Here is a 13961-nt window from a genome sequence, read left to right as displayed (position 1 = left end):
ACCGAACACCCGCCACACCGAACACCGAACTGGCCGAAGACCCCTCCCCCGTTCGGCGCCTTCCATGAACCAACAACCCCGGGAAACCACCCGGCCACACAGGAAGGCACCGACATGTCCGACTACCCGATCACCCCCAGCACCAACGGGACCCACACCCCCAATGCTCTCGCAAGCACGCTCGATGGGCCCCTGGCCGCCCCGCGCCCGAGCAGCACGTTCTCCCGCGCTACGGTGCCGTGGCCGCATATCCTGACCTCGCTGCTGTTCATCGGCCCGATCCCCTTCACGAAGATCATTACGGTGCTCGCCCTGGTCGCCGAGGCCAACCGTCACCACTCGAGCACGCGGTCCTCCGACCGCTTGACCGACCTCGAGGCGTCCGTCCGTGCTCCGGTCGAGACCCGGGCCCAGCGCCGCCTCGACCGTCAGGTGGGCGGCCCCGTCGAGAAGCTGGTCGCCGCGATCAAGCCGCTGCACGCCCTGGTCAAGGTGATCGACGAGCAGCTCTCCTTTCTCCCGTCCACCCCGATCATCGGCAACACCGGTGAGCAGCTCAGCCCCGTCGAGGCCGAGGAGCTCCACGACGACCTGCGCGAGCAGATCGCCTCCGCCACCCGCCAGAACTTCAAGAAGCACCTGATCAACCGGCGCCGCCGGGTCAAGGAGATCGGGCTGCTCATGCTCGACTTCCCCGTCTTCCTCTTCGCCTTGATCGGCATCCTCAACGTCAACCTTCGCCTCGTCGGCACCGAGACCACGATGACCATCCGGCTGGCGATCGCCGCCACATTCGCCCTCCTCGGCACCTTGCTCCTCGCGGTCGTCATGCGCACCATGGGCCGTCGCCACCGCGACCACAAGGGTCCCAGCTCTAGCATCGAGGCCGACCCCCAGACCAAGCCCCGGATCCGCCTCGAGCTCGGCGGCCTTATCGCTGTCGTCGCCGCCGCGGCCCTGGTCATGGGCACCCGGATCTACCTCGAGGGCCACAACGCCCAGGCCCCCCAGGTCATGGTCATCGCCCTGGCCAGCATGTTCGCCCTGCTGATCGCGTTCTCCGCCTACCTCAACTACACCGCCGAGTACGACCACGGCTCCGCCCAGACCGACCAGCTCCAGCACCTCGCCTTCCAGCTCCAGTACCGCGCCAACCTCACGAACCAGCTCACCAACGCCCGCAGCGTCACCCTCCAGGACGCCCACCTCAAGACCGACAAGTTGATCCGGCTCACCACGAAGGCCCGCACCGACGCCGAGCACCGCGTCACCGGCAGCCACAACGACAAGGCCATCCGCATCGCCCGCAGCTACCACGGCCACAACGGGACCCACAGCCAGCTCCCCGCCCTGGCCCTCGACTACACCGCCCTGGCGCTCGCCGCCGCCCAGGCCGTCGAGCTCAACACCACCCAGCACCACCTGGAGAACGCGGCGCACACCGGCCCCACCACCACCGCCAACAACCTCGACGTCACCCTCTAGGAGACCAGGCCATGAACATCACGAACCTGACCGACAAGGCCAAGCGCGGCCTCGCGGTTGTCGGCATCGCCAGCAACATCGCGACCATCCCCCTGACCAAGGAGACCACCGCCAGCCTCACCAAGCAGTACACCCAGTACGCCAAGGACGTCCGCCTCCCCGAGACTGCCCGCCAGCGCACCCGCCAGATCACCAAGACCCAGCACCCCATCCCCGTCGTCGACAAGCGCACCACCAAGCGCCTTCAGAAGAAGTAGTAGACGCCCGCGCAGAGCGCCCGCGTCGCTCGGATACTCCGAGCGACGCGGGCGTGTTCGGTGTACCGAGGAGAGACGCGCCACCACCAGTGCTTCAGCCGGGGCATCGTCGGGCGCCTGGATCAGCTTACTCGGGTGCAACCGGACGGAGCGATGTTCGTTCTCCCCGCGATCGCAAGTACCAACGGGCCGCTTTATCGATGCCAACACATGACGCAAATGAATGGCGGGACACGCCTCGCCTTGGGCGAAGCCACTCGCCCTACTTGAGCGCTCCCGGAAACCATTCAGCGGCGCTGACGACACACCCCACGGAGATCCATTCTCGGCGAGAGCGTGCACCTTCGCTGAAACCTGTTGCTGGGGCCGGTTGCGGGCTTTGGCCGAAAACCCGGACGCTGCCGCCGGCATGCACAATAAAGCTCGTGCCCTCGGCAATGACCTTCGACAACTTTTCGCAAACCTGCTCAAGCGTTGCAGAATCGATGAACTCGGAGAGCATGGCGCCATCCATGCGCTCCACATCCTCATGAACCAGCCGATAACGAATGAGAACTGGGGGGAAGATAAGGTCGCGTCGCTCGGGAAGTATGCGATACAGGTTTCGCCGGCCTTCCTCACTGCCATCGTCCGCGGCTAATTGAAACCAATGACGCGCCGCGACAAGGTCGCCACGCGCTTCGTGGAGACGGCCCAGAGCGTTCCAGGCGTTAACTCGGTCGAAGAACATCGGTAGGGCATACCGCACGCTCGCGCAGTCGGTGTCGATCGCTCGGCGAAACCACTGAACAGCCCCGTGGGTGTCGCCCAACTGTTCAAGAGCCCTCCCAAGGTGGCACATGGCCGAGGAACTGCCGAGGACGGCCGCGCGCTCAAACCAGTAGCGGGAACCGTCCAAGTCCCCACGGCTCTCTAGACGTTTCCCGAACATGTCCATTGCGTCCGGGTGGCCCCCCTGCGCCGCCAAGCCCAGCCATTGGAATTCCTGGTCACTATTTGACGGCAGCGTGAGAGCCCAGTCGAGCATGGCGTCGATGTCGCCGGCCTCGGCTCGCCGTCTTTTCTGCAGTCGGTAATCGATGGCCTCGAGAAACCAGCCAATACCCGACACTCCATGGTCGATGGCGCGTGCGATCCAGACCCGTGCCTGCTCCGGCTGCGATGAGGATAAAAATACGCCCGCACTTGCTTCCGCCGGAGCTGTGAGGGGTGCGCCGTGGAGGTGGTCGGGAGTCCAGGGGTGGGGGTGGAGTTTGGGGGTGAGGGCGTCGAGGAGTTGGTAGCGGTCGGGGGTGCGGGTGAGTTGGAGGATGGCGTGGGGTGACCGGGGTCCGAGTCCGGTGGTGGCCCAGTCGAGGGCTTGTTGGTAGCGCTCGGGGTTCCAGATCTGGTTGGGGCTGATCTGGGAGTGGTGCCATTCGGCGAGGTCTTCGAGCTCGTGGGGTTCGGCGCCGGTGGGGTAGAGGTGGTGGGCGTCGATCGCGGTGGTGATTAGGACGGCCTGGTAGCCGCCTGCAGTGAGGCCCTCGCGGGCTCGTTTGGTGAGTTGGTCGACCGCGGCGAGGGCTTCGGGGAGCCGGTCATAGCGGAACCCGTGTGTCTGCTCGGCGTGGGGGCTGGTCTGCGCGATCTCGGTGGCGGCGGTGATCTCGTCGGTGTCCAGGGCGGGTTCGTAGTCGATGCGGGCGGCCTGGAGGAGCTCGACAAGGCCGTGGGTGGCGCCGATAGCGGCCGCGTGGGCGTGGTCGCTGGTGTGGTCGTGGACAGCGTGGGCGTAAGCGCTCAGGTCGGCCTCGTGGAGGGTGGCGGCCACGGTGGCGTGGCTGGTGAGCCGGCGTAGGCGGGGTTCGGTGAGACCGTCGGCGGGGTGGGTGCCGAGCTTTTGGAGGTCGTCGATGACCACGACCAGGTTCGCGGGGAGCTCACCCTTGGTGGCGTGGGTATCCAGGGCGGCGATCAAGGCCGGGATCAGGCCGGGGGCGGTGTTGGCCCACCACACGGTCCGCCCGGCCAGATCGGGGTGCTGCAGAGCCTGGTACAGGCTGCGGGTCTTGCCGGCCTTGGGTGGCCCGACGACTACGACCAACCCCTTCCCGGGGCCGCGGTCGGGGTCGGTGAGCACGGCGAGCAGGTCGGTGTCGGAGGTCCGGGCCGCGTAGGGCGGCAGATCGCCGTCGAAGAACCACGACCCCAGCCCCAGCGCGACCGGGTCCAGCTCACCGGCCCGACACGGATCCCCACCCACCAACCAGCCCGCGAGATTTGCTGAGCGCTTCTGCTTCCCGGCCGTCTGCGCGGTGTCGCGGCCGACCCGGCGGGCCCCCTCGTGCCGGATTGCAGCCAGCCGCTCGACCACCTCCCCGAACGAGGTCCACGCCCCGACCGTGTGCGGTGCAGTCGGCACCAAGTCCTCCACCCCGGCGACCAGCGCGGCGCGCACCACTGGTTCGGCGGGCACACCAGCGCGGTCGTACCAGGCCTTGAACTTCGCCGAGGCGCCCGAGTTCCACTTCTCGGTCGTCGCCACCCAGGCCGCCCGATCACGTCCCGCAGCCGCCGCGGCCGCATTGTTCCCCGCCCGCTCAGCACGCGCGATCTGGGCGTCCAGACGCTGCTTGCGCAGGTCCCGGACCCGCAACGTCACCCGAGCCTTGTTCCCCGCTGCCGACTCAGCCGCGGCCAACCACGACCGGTACGCCGACTCCAGCTCCACCCTCGAGCCATCAGCCGGCGGTACCGCGGACCCCGCAGCCCGCCCTCCAGCCATCCCCTACCCCGATCGCCACCGGACACCGACACCAACATCCTGCGCCCCATCATCACCGAACACCCGCCACACCGAACACCGAACTGGCCGAAGACCCCTCCCCCGTTCGGCGCCTTCCATGAACCAACAACCCCGGGAAACCACCCGGCCACACAGGAAGGCACCGACATGAAGAAGGACATCAAGAAGCTCCTCAAGGAGCTGGCGCGCCAGGGCTTCACCGTCCGCACCACCCGCCGCGGCCACCACCTCGTCTCCCGCGACGGTGTGGTGGTCGGCGCGCTCCCCGGCACCCCCAGCGACTGGCGCGCCCTCAAGAACGCCGTCGCCACCTTGCGCCGCGCCGGCTTCACGACCGCCTGACAACCACGATCAAACTGAACGAAAGGCACCAGAGATGCTCGTCGACCATGACGCCCCGACCACCGCCGTCCCCCACCGCCGCATCGTCGGCCGCGACAAGCTGAATGCACTCCTCGGCACGGCCATGCTGCTCGCCCTCACCACGACCATGCTCACCGCCTGTGAGAAGCCGAAGCCCCCGGCCGCCCTCACCCTCGCCATCAACGCGGCCAGCTCCGAGCCCGCCCCGTCTATCGCCTCGGTCACGGACCTCCTCGTTCCGCACGCCCTCGACGCGCTCTACCCCAAGGACGGAGCCATCCAGATTGTCACCCAGGGCTCTCCCGAGCCAGTTGTTTTCGATCTCACGCCCATGCGCGGCAAGGAGGTCGAGGCCGAGCCCACCAAGGCCGAGGCCCTTGTCGAGGAGCACCTGTCGTCCCTTGAGGAGACGATCAGCACCGCAGCAGCCACCACCGCGGGCCTCGACACCTTCGCCGTCTACGACCACGCCCTCCAGGAGACCCCCGACGGTGGGACCGTGATCATGCTGGGCAGCGGCATGAGCACCGTGGACCCCGTCGACCTCACCCACGCCGGGGACTGGATGCTGAACCCCAAGGCGTTCGTCACCGCAATCAACGCCAGGGACATCCCGGTCGCCACCGGGCGTCACATCGTCTGGGTCGGCCTCGGCTACGCCAACCCCTCAAGTCGCCAGCCCACCGCTGGTCCCGCCGCACGCACCGCCCTGCGCATCATCTGGGCCGGCATCTGCCGGCGCAGCAAGGCCGCCAGCTGCACCATCCTCGACGGCCCCGCCGGCACCCGGCCCACCACCGCCGACAACGACGTGCCTCTCGTGAAGCTCGACGCGATCAAGACCCACTGCGTGGGAACCACCACAATTTCGACCGACATCGCCTTCCAGCCCGACAGCTCGACCCTGCTCCCCGCCGCCGACAAGCAGCTGCGCCCCCTGGCCCGGGCCCTGAACTCGTGCCCCGCCGACCGGGTCATCAATGCCATCGGCCACGCCGCCGAGGTCCCCGGCGGCGGCGACGGCAACGCCCTGTCCTACGACCGTGCCGCCGCCGTCCTGGACCGCCTCCGCGCGCTCGGCGCGCCCCACCAGGTCATCGGCACCGCCACCGGCCTCGGCAGCACCATCGACCAGCCCGTCGACAACACCCCCAATGGCATCTACAACGAGCGCCTCGCCCGCCTCAACCGCGTTGTCGAGCTCATGGCTAGCACTCGGCCCTAGCCACTCGAATCGATGCTGTCCTAGTGCCTTCACCGGTGCGGGACAGCATCGAAGCCTCCGGCCAGCGCGCCGAGATGATCGTTAGGGCAATTACCACCTGCTTCGACCCAGGACTCTACGGAAGGTCTCGCGGCCTCGGGCAGACGTTGTCCGGCGCCAGCGTGGTGCGATTCGCGCACCCCCCCCGGCCGCTGAAGGCGGCTGGACAGGGACGGGGTTATGGACCACGCGCGCCGCGCAGACCCGTGGCCACCCGCCCGAAAGCCATGTCTCTGCCGCGGCGAGACTTCGCGTCACCACTTCAAGTCTCGGCGGGATTTGAACCGCAATCCTCTGGCTAAGAAATCAAGCCACAGCAAACTGGATCACGGCAGATCACGCGAGCCGCTCGCAACCAAGGTGTTCTCGACTCCCCACGAACTTCTCGGCGCGGCGAGCGCTGCGCCTCCATGGCGTCACTTCACCCGGGGGTTCTCCACAGGTAGGCCGGTTTCCGCTGCACACCTTCAGTTGCGAGGACAAACCTGTTCTCGTCACGACGAAGGAGCACATCATGAGCACGACGGTCGAAAACACCGTGGAGGGCGGCATCCTCACCATCGACCAGGCAGCGGCGTACCTCTCGATCCCGAAGGCGACGCTGTACACCTGGCGGACCCGGCGTGCGGGCTTCGGGCCACGAGCCGTGAAGCTCGGGGGCTGCCTGCGCTACCGCCGTTCCGATCTGGACACCTGGGTCGCCGAACACCTGGAGAGCTTCGACGACACCCCGGCCATCCCGGAACAGCGAGCGGGAGACGGCGTTTCGCTGTCCCGAGCGAGCCGGCCGCGTTGAAGGGAGGTGCGAGATGGGACGCGGACGTCCGCCGACATCGCTGGGCACCTGGGGAACGATCCGAACGACGCGGGTCCGCGAGGGTGTGTACAGGGCGCGCACCCGGATCCGGGACAGGGACGGCGTGACCCGCGAGGTCACGGCCACAGGCACAACGATCGCTGCCGCGGAGCGTGCGTTGCGAGAGAAGCTCGTCGACCGGGCGACGCCGACGCAACAGGCGATCACCGCCGACACCACTATCGCGGCCCTCGCCGCCCTGTGGCTCACGTTCCTGCGTGACGAGGGCCGGATCGAAGCCACCACCGTCAACGAGTACGAGCGCGTGCTCGACAAGGTCGTCATCCCGGAACTGGGTGGCCTCCGACTTCGGGAGGTGACGACCAGTCGACTGGATCTGTTCCTCGTCCGACTCCGGGCGACAAGCGTGAGCCGTCAACGGAAGACGAAGGTCGTGATGGGCGCGATGTTGGGGATGGCTGTGCGTCACGACGCGCTCGCCGTGAACCCGGTCCAGCAGACGTCACGCATCCACCGCGAAAGGTCCGAGACTCGATCGCTGACCCTTGAGGACCTCACCATCGTCCGCGAGGCTCTCCGCGCGTGGACGGCCAAGCAACGGCCCGGACCAAAGGCGACCAGCGACATGGCCGACATCATCGACCTGATGCTGGCCACCGGCGCGCGGATCGGTGAGATCCTTGCGGTGCGCTGGGTCGACGTCGCACTCGACGCCACCCGTCCGAACCTCACCATCAACGGAACGATCAAGACCGAGCCGGGCAGGGGCACGTACCGCAAGGCAAGCCCGAAGTCGGACGCCAGCGTGAGGACGGTCGTCCTTCCGGACTTCGCCATCGCAGTGCTCAAGCGCCGTCAGGCGGCAGCGCGAGAGAACCCGAACGACGCGGTGTTCCCGACACGCAACGGCACCTGGCAACAGGTCAACAACGTCGAACGCCGCTGGCGCCAGATTCGCAAGGATACCGGCCTTGACTGGGTCACGCCCCACACATTCCGCAAGACCGTAGCGACGCTCATCTCTGAGCGGGTCGACGCCGAGACCGCCTCTCAGCAGCTCGGCCACTCCTCCCCCGCCATCACCCGTGAGTTCTACATCTCGAAGCCAGCGATCGCCGCCGACGTCGCGCACGTCCTGGACGAGTTGGCCGAGGCAGATGCGGAGGGCGGTCTGAATACTTCGGGAATAAGTGGGGAATAGCGCCTTCGGGTTCAAATGAAGAACCGGCTCCGACCCAGCGTTTCCGCAGGTCAGAGCCGGTTCACCTTGTCGGGCTGACAGGATTTGAACCTGCGACCCCTTGACCCCCAGTCAAGTGCGCTACCAAGCTGCGCCACAGCCCGAATGCCTCCGGCACGAGGCCTGCGAAGCGAGTGGAACACTACCGCAGCCCCTCCGCGTGCGCGGAATCGACCCGCCCACCTGATCTGGTCCGTAGTCCGAGTGGGCCATTTGAGTCGATTCCCGCCCGCGCCCCCGCTCCCTGCCCTGAGGATGAACCGTCAACCTGTGGGGGGTTCACATGTCATCCATGCTTCAACGTGCGGGCATGGCGGTCGCCGCGGCCGCCGCCGCACTGGCACTCGCCGCGCCGTCGGCCCACGCTGCCCCGGAGGTCACGGTGCGCGAGGAGAGCCGGCAGCTGGAGGCGATCGAGCTCGCGCGTCAGGTGGCCGAGCGCCAGCAACGGCTAGCGGCCCTGAACCGCCGGGCCGACGCACGCGACCGCGCCCTGGTCGGGCGCAAGCAGCTGCTCGCCAGGTACGGCTACACGGGCGACCCGGAGAAGGTGCGCGTCGTGCTGCCGATGGCGTCGTACGACATCTCGGCGGGCTTCGGCCTGACGGGCCCGCTGTGGGAGGCCGAGCACGGCGGCCAGGACTTCAGCGCCGGCGCCGGCGAGCCGCTCGTCGCCGTCGCGGGCGGCGTGGTCACCGAGGTGGCGTACGCCGGCCCGTACGGCCTGCGCACGATCCTCGAGCTCCCGGACGGCACCGAGGTCTGGTACTGCCACCAGACGGACGCCACGGTGGCGATCGGCCAGCAGGTCGAGGTCGCGGACGTCATCGGGAGCGTGGGCTCGACCGGCAACTCCACCGGCCCGCACCTGCACCTCGAGGTCCGACCCGCCGGCGGCAGCCCCGTCGACCCGATGGACTGGCTGCGCGCCGCGGGCCTCGCCCCCTGACGATCACGCCTCGACGTTCACCGCTTGCGCTTCTCGCGCGGCTTCTGGTTGATCACGATCGGCGTGCCGACGAAGCCGAACTCCTCCCGCAGGCGCCGCTCGATGAACCGCTCGTATGCCGCGTCGAGCTTGCCGCTGGTGAAGAGCACGAAGGTCGGCGGCGCGGTCGAGGGCTGCGTGGCGAACAGGATCTTCGGCTGCTTGCCGCTGCGCACCGGGTGCGGGTGCTCGGCGACGAGGCGCCCGAGGAACGTGTTGAGCGCACCGGTGCCGATGCGGGTCTCCCAGCCCTCGAGCGCCTTGTCGATCGCCGGCACAAGCCGGTCGACGTGCCAGCCGGTGCGGGCGGTGAAGTTGATCCGCGGAGCCCACTTGAGCTGCACGAGGTCGCGCTCGATCTCGCGCTCGAGGTAGTAGCGGCGCTCCTCGTCGACGAGGTCCCACTTGTTGAACGCGATGACCATCGCCCGGCCTGCGTCGCGGATCGTCTGGATGATGCGCATGTCCTGCTCGGAGACGGTCTCGCTGGCGTCGAGCACGAGCACGGCGACCTCGGCGCGGTCGATCGCGGTCGTGGTGCGCAGCGACGCGTAGTACTCGTGGCCGGACGCCTGGTTGACCCGCTTGCGGATACCGGCGGTGTCGATGAAGCGCCAGGTGCGGTCCCCCAGCGTGATCAGCTCGTCGACGGGGTCGACGGTCGTGCCGGCGGCGTTGTCGACGACGACCCGGTCCTCCTTGGCCAGCATGTTGAGCAGCGAGGACTTGCCCACGTTGGGCTTGCCGACGATGGCGATGCGGCGCGGACCGCCGACCTCCTCGAAGGACTGCTCGGGGGTCTCCGGCAGGGCCGCGAGAATCGCGTCGAGCATGTCGCCCGAGCCGCGCCCGTGGAGCGCGGAGACCGGCCACGGCTCGCCGAGACCGAGGTTCCACAGGCCGTACGCCTCGGCCTCGGTGCGGGCGTCGTCGACCTTGTTGGCCGCGAGCACGACCGGCTTGCCCGACGCGCGCAGGATCCGTACGACCGCCTCGTCGGCGTCGGTGATGCCCACCGTCGCGTCGACCACGAAGAGCACCGCGTCGGCGAGCGAGACCGCCACCTCCGCCTGCCCGGCGATCCGCTCCGCGAGGCCGCGGGCGTCGGGGTCCCAGCCGCCGGTGTCGACCACGGTGAAGGCGCGCCCGCCCCAGTGGGCGTCGTAGGACACGCGGTCGCGCGTCACGCCCGGCCGGTCCTCCACGACGGCCTCGCGGCGACCGATGATCCGGTTGACGAGGGTGGACTTGCCGACGTTGGGCCTGCCCACGACCGCCAGGACCGGCGTCGGTCCGGCAGCGTCGGTCGAGTCGGTCGGGTCGACAGGCTCGACGCTCGTGGCGTCGTACTCACTCATGCGTGATCACAGCTCTCTGGATGGCTCGACGAGCCCGGTGTCGGGGTCGTCCTCGGATTGTCCCGCAGGAAGCGGCCCGGGCAAGGATCGGCGCGTGTCCGCGAGCGCAGCCGCGAGCTCGGACAGCATGTGCCCCCGGAGCAACACCGACGTGGCGGCGACGTGTTCCCGGGTGCGCGGCCACGGTTGCTGTGTCGTCCGCCACGGTCGACCGAACACGATCTCCACGGCGCCGCCGCGCTCGGGGAGGGCGTTGGACCCGCCACCGGGCGGGCGGGTGCCGATCATCGTGACCGGGACGACCGGGACACCGGTGACGAGGGCGAGGTACGCGGCCCCGTGGTGGAACCGGTGCAGCTCTCCGTCACCCCGGGTCCCCTCGGGGAAGATGCCGACCACTCCCCCGTCGCGGATGATCCGCAGGCACGTACGGATCGCGCCGGGGTCGGGGCGGAACCGGTCCAGCGGGATCTGCCCGGACGCGCGGAGGAACCCGCCGAGGGCACCGGCGAACATCTCCTGCTTGGTCAGCGCGTGGACGGGTCGCGGAGCGAGGACAGCGAGCAGCGGCCCGTCGATCAGACCGATGTGGTTGGCCGCCAGGACCACGCCGCCCGCTGTGGGCACCCGGTCGGCATGGTGCACCGCGACCGCCCAGCGACGCCGGACCAGCGCCGCTGACGGGGCCCGCAGCAGCTGCAGGAGGCGGGTCGGTGGGTGCCGATCGGCGCTGGCGGGGAGCTGGGCCCCGCTCACGCGTCCCGCGTCCCGGGGTCCCCGGTGGTGGGGGCCATGGCGACGATCTGGTCGATGACCTCGAGGAGCGTGAGGTGCGTGCTGTCGACGTGCACGGCACCGTCGGCCATCGTCAGCGGCGCGGTGGCGCGGCCGGAGTCGATCCGGTCGCGCTCGAGCAGCGACTGCTGCGTGCTCGCGACGTCGGTGGCTCCCTGCTCGGCCGCCCGCCGCTGGGCCCGGGCGTCGGGGTCGGCGCTGAGGTAGACCTTGACCTCGGCCTGCGGCCACACCACGGAGCCGATGTCGCGCCCCTCGACGACGATGCCGCCGTCGCCGATCACCTCGCGCTGCAGGTCGAGCAGCCGGGCCCGCACCTCGGGGACGGCGCTGACCGGGCTGACCGCGCCGTTGACCTCGTCGCTGCGGATCTCCACCGACACGTCGACGCCGTCGACTGTGATGGTGGGGTCGCGCGGGTCGGTGCCGGACTCGATCGCCGGGCGCCCCACCACGGCGGCGACCGCGGCCGCGTCGCGTACGTCGACGCCCTCGCGCAGCAGCCACCAGGTCATCGCCCGGAACATCGCGCCCGTGTCGAGGTAGCGCAGGCCGAGTCGCTCGGCAACCCCGCGCGAGGTGCTCGACTTCCCGGAGCCGGACGTACCGTCGACGGCGATGACGAGACGGTGCCTGTCGAAGGGGGTGCTGTCGGCGTGGGTCACGGGCGAGAAGATTACCGGTGAGTCGTCCACCCGCGGGATTCGAGAGCCGCGAGGAGCCGCTCGGCACTGCCGCGCTCCACGACCAGCTCGGTGAGGCCGACCGGCCGCCCGGGATCGTGGTCGATGTGCACGTCCTCGATGTTGACGCCGATCTCGCCGGCGTCGCCGAACAGGCGGGCCAGCTCGCCCGGGTGGTCGGGCACGGCGACGAACACCGAGCGGGTCGGCCGCGCAGGCCCGCCGTGCTTGCCGGGGATGGCGGCCGTGCCGGCGTTGCCGCGGGCGAGGATCTCGACGAGGTCGGGACCGGAGTCCGCCGCCACGGCGGTCATCAGGGCGTCGAGGTCGGCTCTGACCTCGGCCAGGAGGTCGAGAACGGCCTCGCTGTTCGCTTCGAGGATCTGCTGCCACAGCGCAGGGTCGCTGGCCGCGACCCGGGTCACGTCGCGCACGCCCTGACCGGACAGGGCGAGGTGCTCGACGGGCGCGGTGGCGAGCCGGCCGGCGACGAGGACGGCGGCGAGGTGGGGCAGGTGCGAGATCCGGGCCACCGCACGGTCGTGCTCGGCGGGCCCCATCCGCACCGGCGCGGCACCGCACTCGAGGACGAGCGACTCGACCAGACCGAGCGCGTGCTGGTCGGCCGCCCCGTGCGGCGTGACCGCCCATGGTCGGCCGTCGAAGAGAGCGGCGCTGGCGGCGAGCGGGCCGGAGCGCTCGCTGCCGGCCATCGGGTGCGACCCGACATAGCGGGCGAGGTCCGCGACGCCCACGCGTGCCGCCACGTCGGCGAGCGGGGCCGCCTTGACGCTGCCGACGTCGGTGACGACCGCGTCCGTGCGCCCGAGGGCATCAACGATCGCGTCGGCGATCCTCGCCGGTGGCACGGCCACCACGACGAGCTGGGGACGGTCCGCTTCGGTGGCGGCCCGCCCCGCCCCGAGGCCATGGGCCGTTCGGACGTTCTCCGCCGAGGTGTCGCGCAGCACGACCTCGATGCCGAGCCGCCTGCACACGAGGGCGACCGAGGTGCCGATGAGACCCGCGCCGACCACCTCGACCGGCCCGGTCAGGGCCGGCAGCGAGTCGTCAGTCATGGCTGGTGGTCCGGGTCAGGTCGCGCCGGAGGTTGGCGGCCCCGTGGAGGTAGACGTGCGTGACGTCCGAGCGCGGGAGGTCGGTCTCCACGTGCGCCATCAGGCGCACGACCCGCGGCATCGACCCCTCGATCTCCAGCTCGCGGGCGCACACCAGGGGGACGTCGGAGAAGCCGAGCTGTCGCGCGGCGTACGCCGGGAACTCGCTGGTGAGGTCGCTGGTCGCGGTGAAGATGATGGAGATGAAGTCGTCGACCTCGAGCCCGTTGGCCTCCATCACGTCGGTGACCAGCTCGGCCACCCGGTCCAGCATGTGCTCGCGGGTGTCCTCCTCGAGCTGGGTCGCGCCACGCACTGCTCTCACTGCCACGCGAAGAGCCTAGGCCAGCGCGGTGCCTCCTCCGCGGGGTGTCTCGCAGGCGGGGATCACCCGGGCGCGTAGCTCCCGAACGACCAGTGGTTGCCCTCCGGGTCGGTGACGCTGCCACCACGCCCGCCGTAGTCGTGGTCGACCATCGCCCGGACCACCGTCGCGCCCGCTGCCACAGCCTGCTCGAAGGCCGCGTCGGGGTCCTCGGTCACGAGGTACGCCGCCGCGGGGCCCGTCCCGCTGATGGCGCTGTCGTCACGGTCGGATCCGAACATGATCCCGCCCCCGGCCGGCCACACCCACTCGGCATGGACGACGACCGAGGGGTCCTGCTCGTCGCGGTGGGTCGCGTGCTCGGTGAAGCCGACGGCGCGCAGCCACGTCATCATCGCGTCGGCGTCGCGCACCGAGAACGTGTGCCACAGCCTGATGTCGGTCAGGTCGGTCATGGTTCCTCCTCGTCGTCGGGCCGGG

At 69.7% G+C, this 13961-nt stretch carries 14 protein-coding genes and 1 tRNA gene; 7 read left to right on the top strand and 8 right to left on the bottom strand.

The window, feature by feature from the left end; translation table 11 throughout:
• Positions 1–114 precede the first annotated feature (114 nt).
• Entirely contained in the window at positions 115–1485 is a 1371-nt protein-coding gene (locus AC57BS_RS02275; protein WP_496409876.1) for a hypothetical protein, read from the top strand.
• 11 nt (positions 1486–1496) lie between these two features.
• Positions 1497–1742, top strand: coding sequence for a hypothetical protein (locus AC57BS_RS02270; RefSeq protein WP_496409875.1), 246 nt, complete (start codon positions 1497–1499; stop codon positions 1740–1742).
• Positions 1743–2004: 262 nt separating this feature from the next.
• On the opposite strand, the gene AC57BS_RS02265 is transcribed toward AC57BS_RS02270, so the two are convergent.
• The gene (locus AC57BS_RS02265) at positions 2005–4386 is read right to left on the bottom strand and encodes a tetratricopeptide repeat protein (protein ID WP_496409874.1); all 2382 of its coding nucleotides are present in this window, start codon (positions 4384–4386) and stop codon (positions 2005–2007) included.
• Between the two features lie 291 nt (positions 4387–4677).
• Here AC57BS_RS02265 and AC57BS_RS02260 point away from each other — a divergent pair, with 291 nt between their 5' ends.
• The 4 genes from AC57BS_RS02260 to AC57BS_RS02245 all read left to right on the top strand — a co-directional run bounded on the left by AC57BS_RS02260 (position 4678) and on the right by AC57BS_RS02245 (position 8175).
• The gene (locus AC57BS_RS02260; RefSeq protein WP_496409873.1) at positions 4678–4872 is read left to right on the top strand and encodes a hypothetical protein; all 195 of its coding nucleotides are present in this window, start codon (positions 4678–4680) and stop codon (positions 4870–4872) included.
• A gap of 34 nt (positions 4873–4906) precedes the next feature.
• On the top strand, positions 4907–6118 hold the full coding sequence (locus AC57BS_RS02255) for an OmpA family protein (protein WP_496409872.1): 1212 nt from the start codon (positions 4907–4909) through the stop codon (positions 6116–6118).
• 553 nt (positions 6119–6671) lie between these two features.
• Positions 6672–6953 (top strand): helix-turn-helix transcriptional regulator, encoded by a 282-nt coding sequence (locus tag AC57BS_RS02250; RefSeq protein ID WP_496409871.1) that lies wholly within the window; start codon positions 6672–6674, stop codon positions 6951–6953.
• Positions 6954–7077: 124 nt separating this feature from the next.
• Positions 7078–8175 carry a tyrosine-type recombinase/integrase gene (locus tag AC57BS_RS02245; RefSeq protein WP_496409870.1) on the top strand — a complete coding sequence of 366 codons (1098 nt, stop codon included), beginning with the start codon at positions 7078–7080 and terminating at the stop codon, positions 8173–8175.
• A 69-nt stretch (positions 8176–8244) separates the two neighbouring features.
• Here AC57BS_RS02245 and AC57BS_RS02240 read toward each other — a convergent pair.
• Positions 8245–8318, bottom strand: a tRNA-Pro gene (locus AC57BS_RS02240).
• A gap of 179 nt (positions 8319–8497) precedes the next feature.
• Here AC57BS_RS02240 and AC57BS_RS02235 point away from each other — a divergent pair.
• Positions 8498–9163, top strand: coding sequence for a M23 family metallopeptidase (locus tag AC57BS_RS02235; protein ID WP_496409869.1), 666 nt, complete (start codon positions 8498–8500; stop codon positions 9161–9163).
• Positions 9164–9180: 17 nt separating this feature from the next.
• Here AC57BS_RS02235 and der read toward each other — a convergent pair whose 3' ends face one another.
• Genes der through AC57BS_RS02205 form a run of 6 tightly spaced genes read right to left on the bottom strand, consistent with a single transcriptional unit; the run spans position 9181 to position 13936 of the window.
• On the bottom strand, positions 9181–10560 hold the full coding sequence (gene der / locus AC57BS_RS02230; protein WP_496409868.1) for a ribosome biogenesis GTPase Der: 1380 nt from the start codon (positions 10558–10560) through the stop codon (positions 9181–9183).
• A 6-nt stretch (positions 10561–10566) separates the two neighbouring features.
• Positions 10567–11316 (bottom strand): lysophospholipid acyltransferase family protein, encoded by a 750-nt coding sequence (locus AC57BS_RS02225; RefSeq protein ID WP_496409867.1) that lies wholly within the window; start codon positions 11314–11316, stop codon positions 10567–10569.
• Positions 11313–12020: a (d)CMP kinase gene (gene cmk, locus AC57BS_RS02220; protein WP_496409866.1), complete on the bottom strand. Its 708-nt coding sequence runs from the start codon at positions 12018–12020 to the stop codon at positions 11313–11315. Before cmk ends, AC57BS_RS02225 begins: the two co-directional genes overlap by 4 nt.
• Positions 12021–12031: 11 nt before the next feature.
• Positions 12032–13117 (bottom strand): prephenate dehydrogenase, encoded by a 1086-nt coding sequence (locus AC57BS_RS02215; RefSeq protein ID WP_496409865.1) that lies wholly within the window; start codon positions 13115–13117, stop codon positions 12032–12034.
• On the bottom strand, positions 13110–13487 hold the full coding sequence (gene aroH / locus AC57BS_RS02210) for a chorismate mutase (protein WP_129457000.1): 378 nt from the start codon (positions 13485–13487) through the stop codon (positions 13110–13112). Before aroH ends, AC57BS_RS02215 begins: the two co-directional genes overlap by 8 nt.
• A gap of 56 nt (positions 13488–13543) precedes the next feature.
• Positions 13544–13936, bottom strand: coding sequence for a VOC family protein (locus tag AC57BS_RS02205; RefSeq protein ID WP_496409864.1), 393 nt, complete (start codon positions 13934–13936; stop codon positions 13544–13546).
• Positions 13937–13961 lie beyond the last annotated feature (25 nt).

It is taken from the genome of Nocardioides sp. BGA-UO-ETr-FS32, assembly GCF_059567905.1.
The sequence above is the reverse complement of the archived record's forward strand: the minus strand, read 5'-3'. Positions and strand labels throughout refer to the sequence as shown.

Bases quoted from the DNA above. Each gene is read 5' to 3' on its own strand.
- AC57BS_RS02270 (WP_496409875.1), top strand. From the start codon at position 1,497: ATGAACATCACGAACCTGACCGACAAGGCCAAGCGCGGCCTCGCGGTT.
- AC57BS_RS02275 (WP_496409876.1), top strand. From the start codon at position 115: ATGTCCGACTACCCGATCACCCCCAGCACCAACGGGACCCACACCCCC.
- AC57BS_RS02260 (WP_496409873.1), top strand. From the start codon at position 4,678: ATGAAGAAGGACATCAAGAAGCTCCTCAAGGAGCTGGCGCGCCAGGGC.
- AC57BS_RS02205 (WP_496409864.1), bottom strand. From the start codon at position 13,936: ATGACCGACCTGACCGACATCAGGCTGTGGCACACGTTCTCGGTGCGC.
- der (WP_496409868.1), bottom strand. From the start codon at position 10,560: ATGAGTGAGTACGACGCCACGAGCGTCGAGCCTGTCGACCCGACCGAC.
- AC57BS_RS02250 (WP_496409871.1), top strand. From the start codon at position 6,672: ATGAGCACGACGGTCGAAAACACCGTGGAGGGCGGCATCCTCACCATC.
- AC57BS_RS02215 (WP_496409865.1), bottom strand. From the start codon at position 13,117: ATGACTGACGACTCGCTGCCGGCCCTGACCGGGCCGGTCGAGGTGGTC.
- AC57BS_RS02235 (WP_496409869.1), top strand. From the start codon at position 8,498: ATGTCATCCATGCTTCAACGTGCGGGCATGGCGGTCGCCGCGGCCGCC.
- AC57BS_RS02255 (WP_496409872.1), top strand. From the start codon at position 4,907: ATGCTCGTCGACCATGACGCCCCGACCACCGCCGTCCCCCACCGCCGC.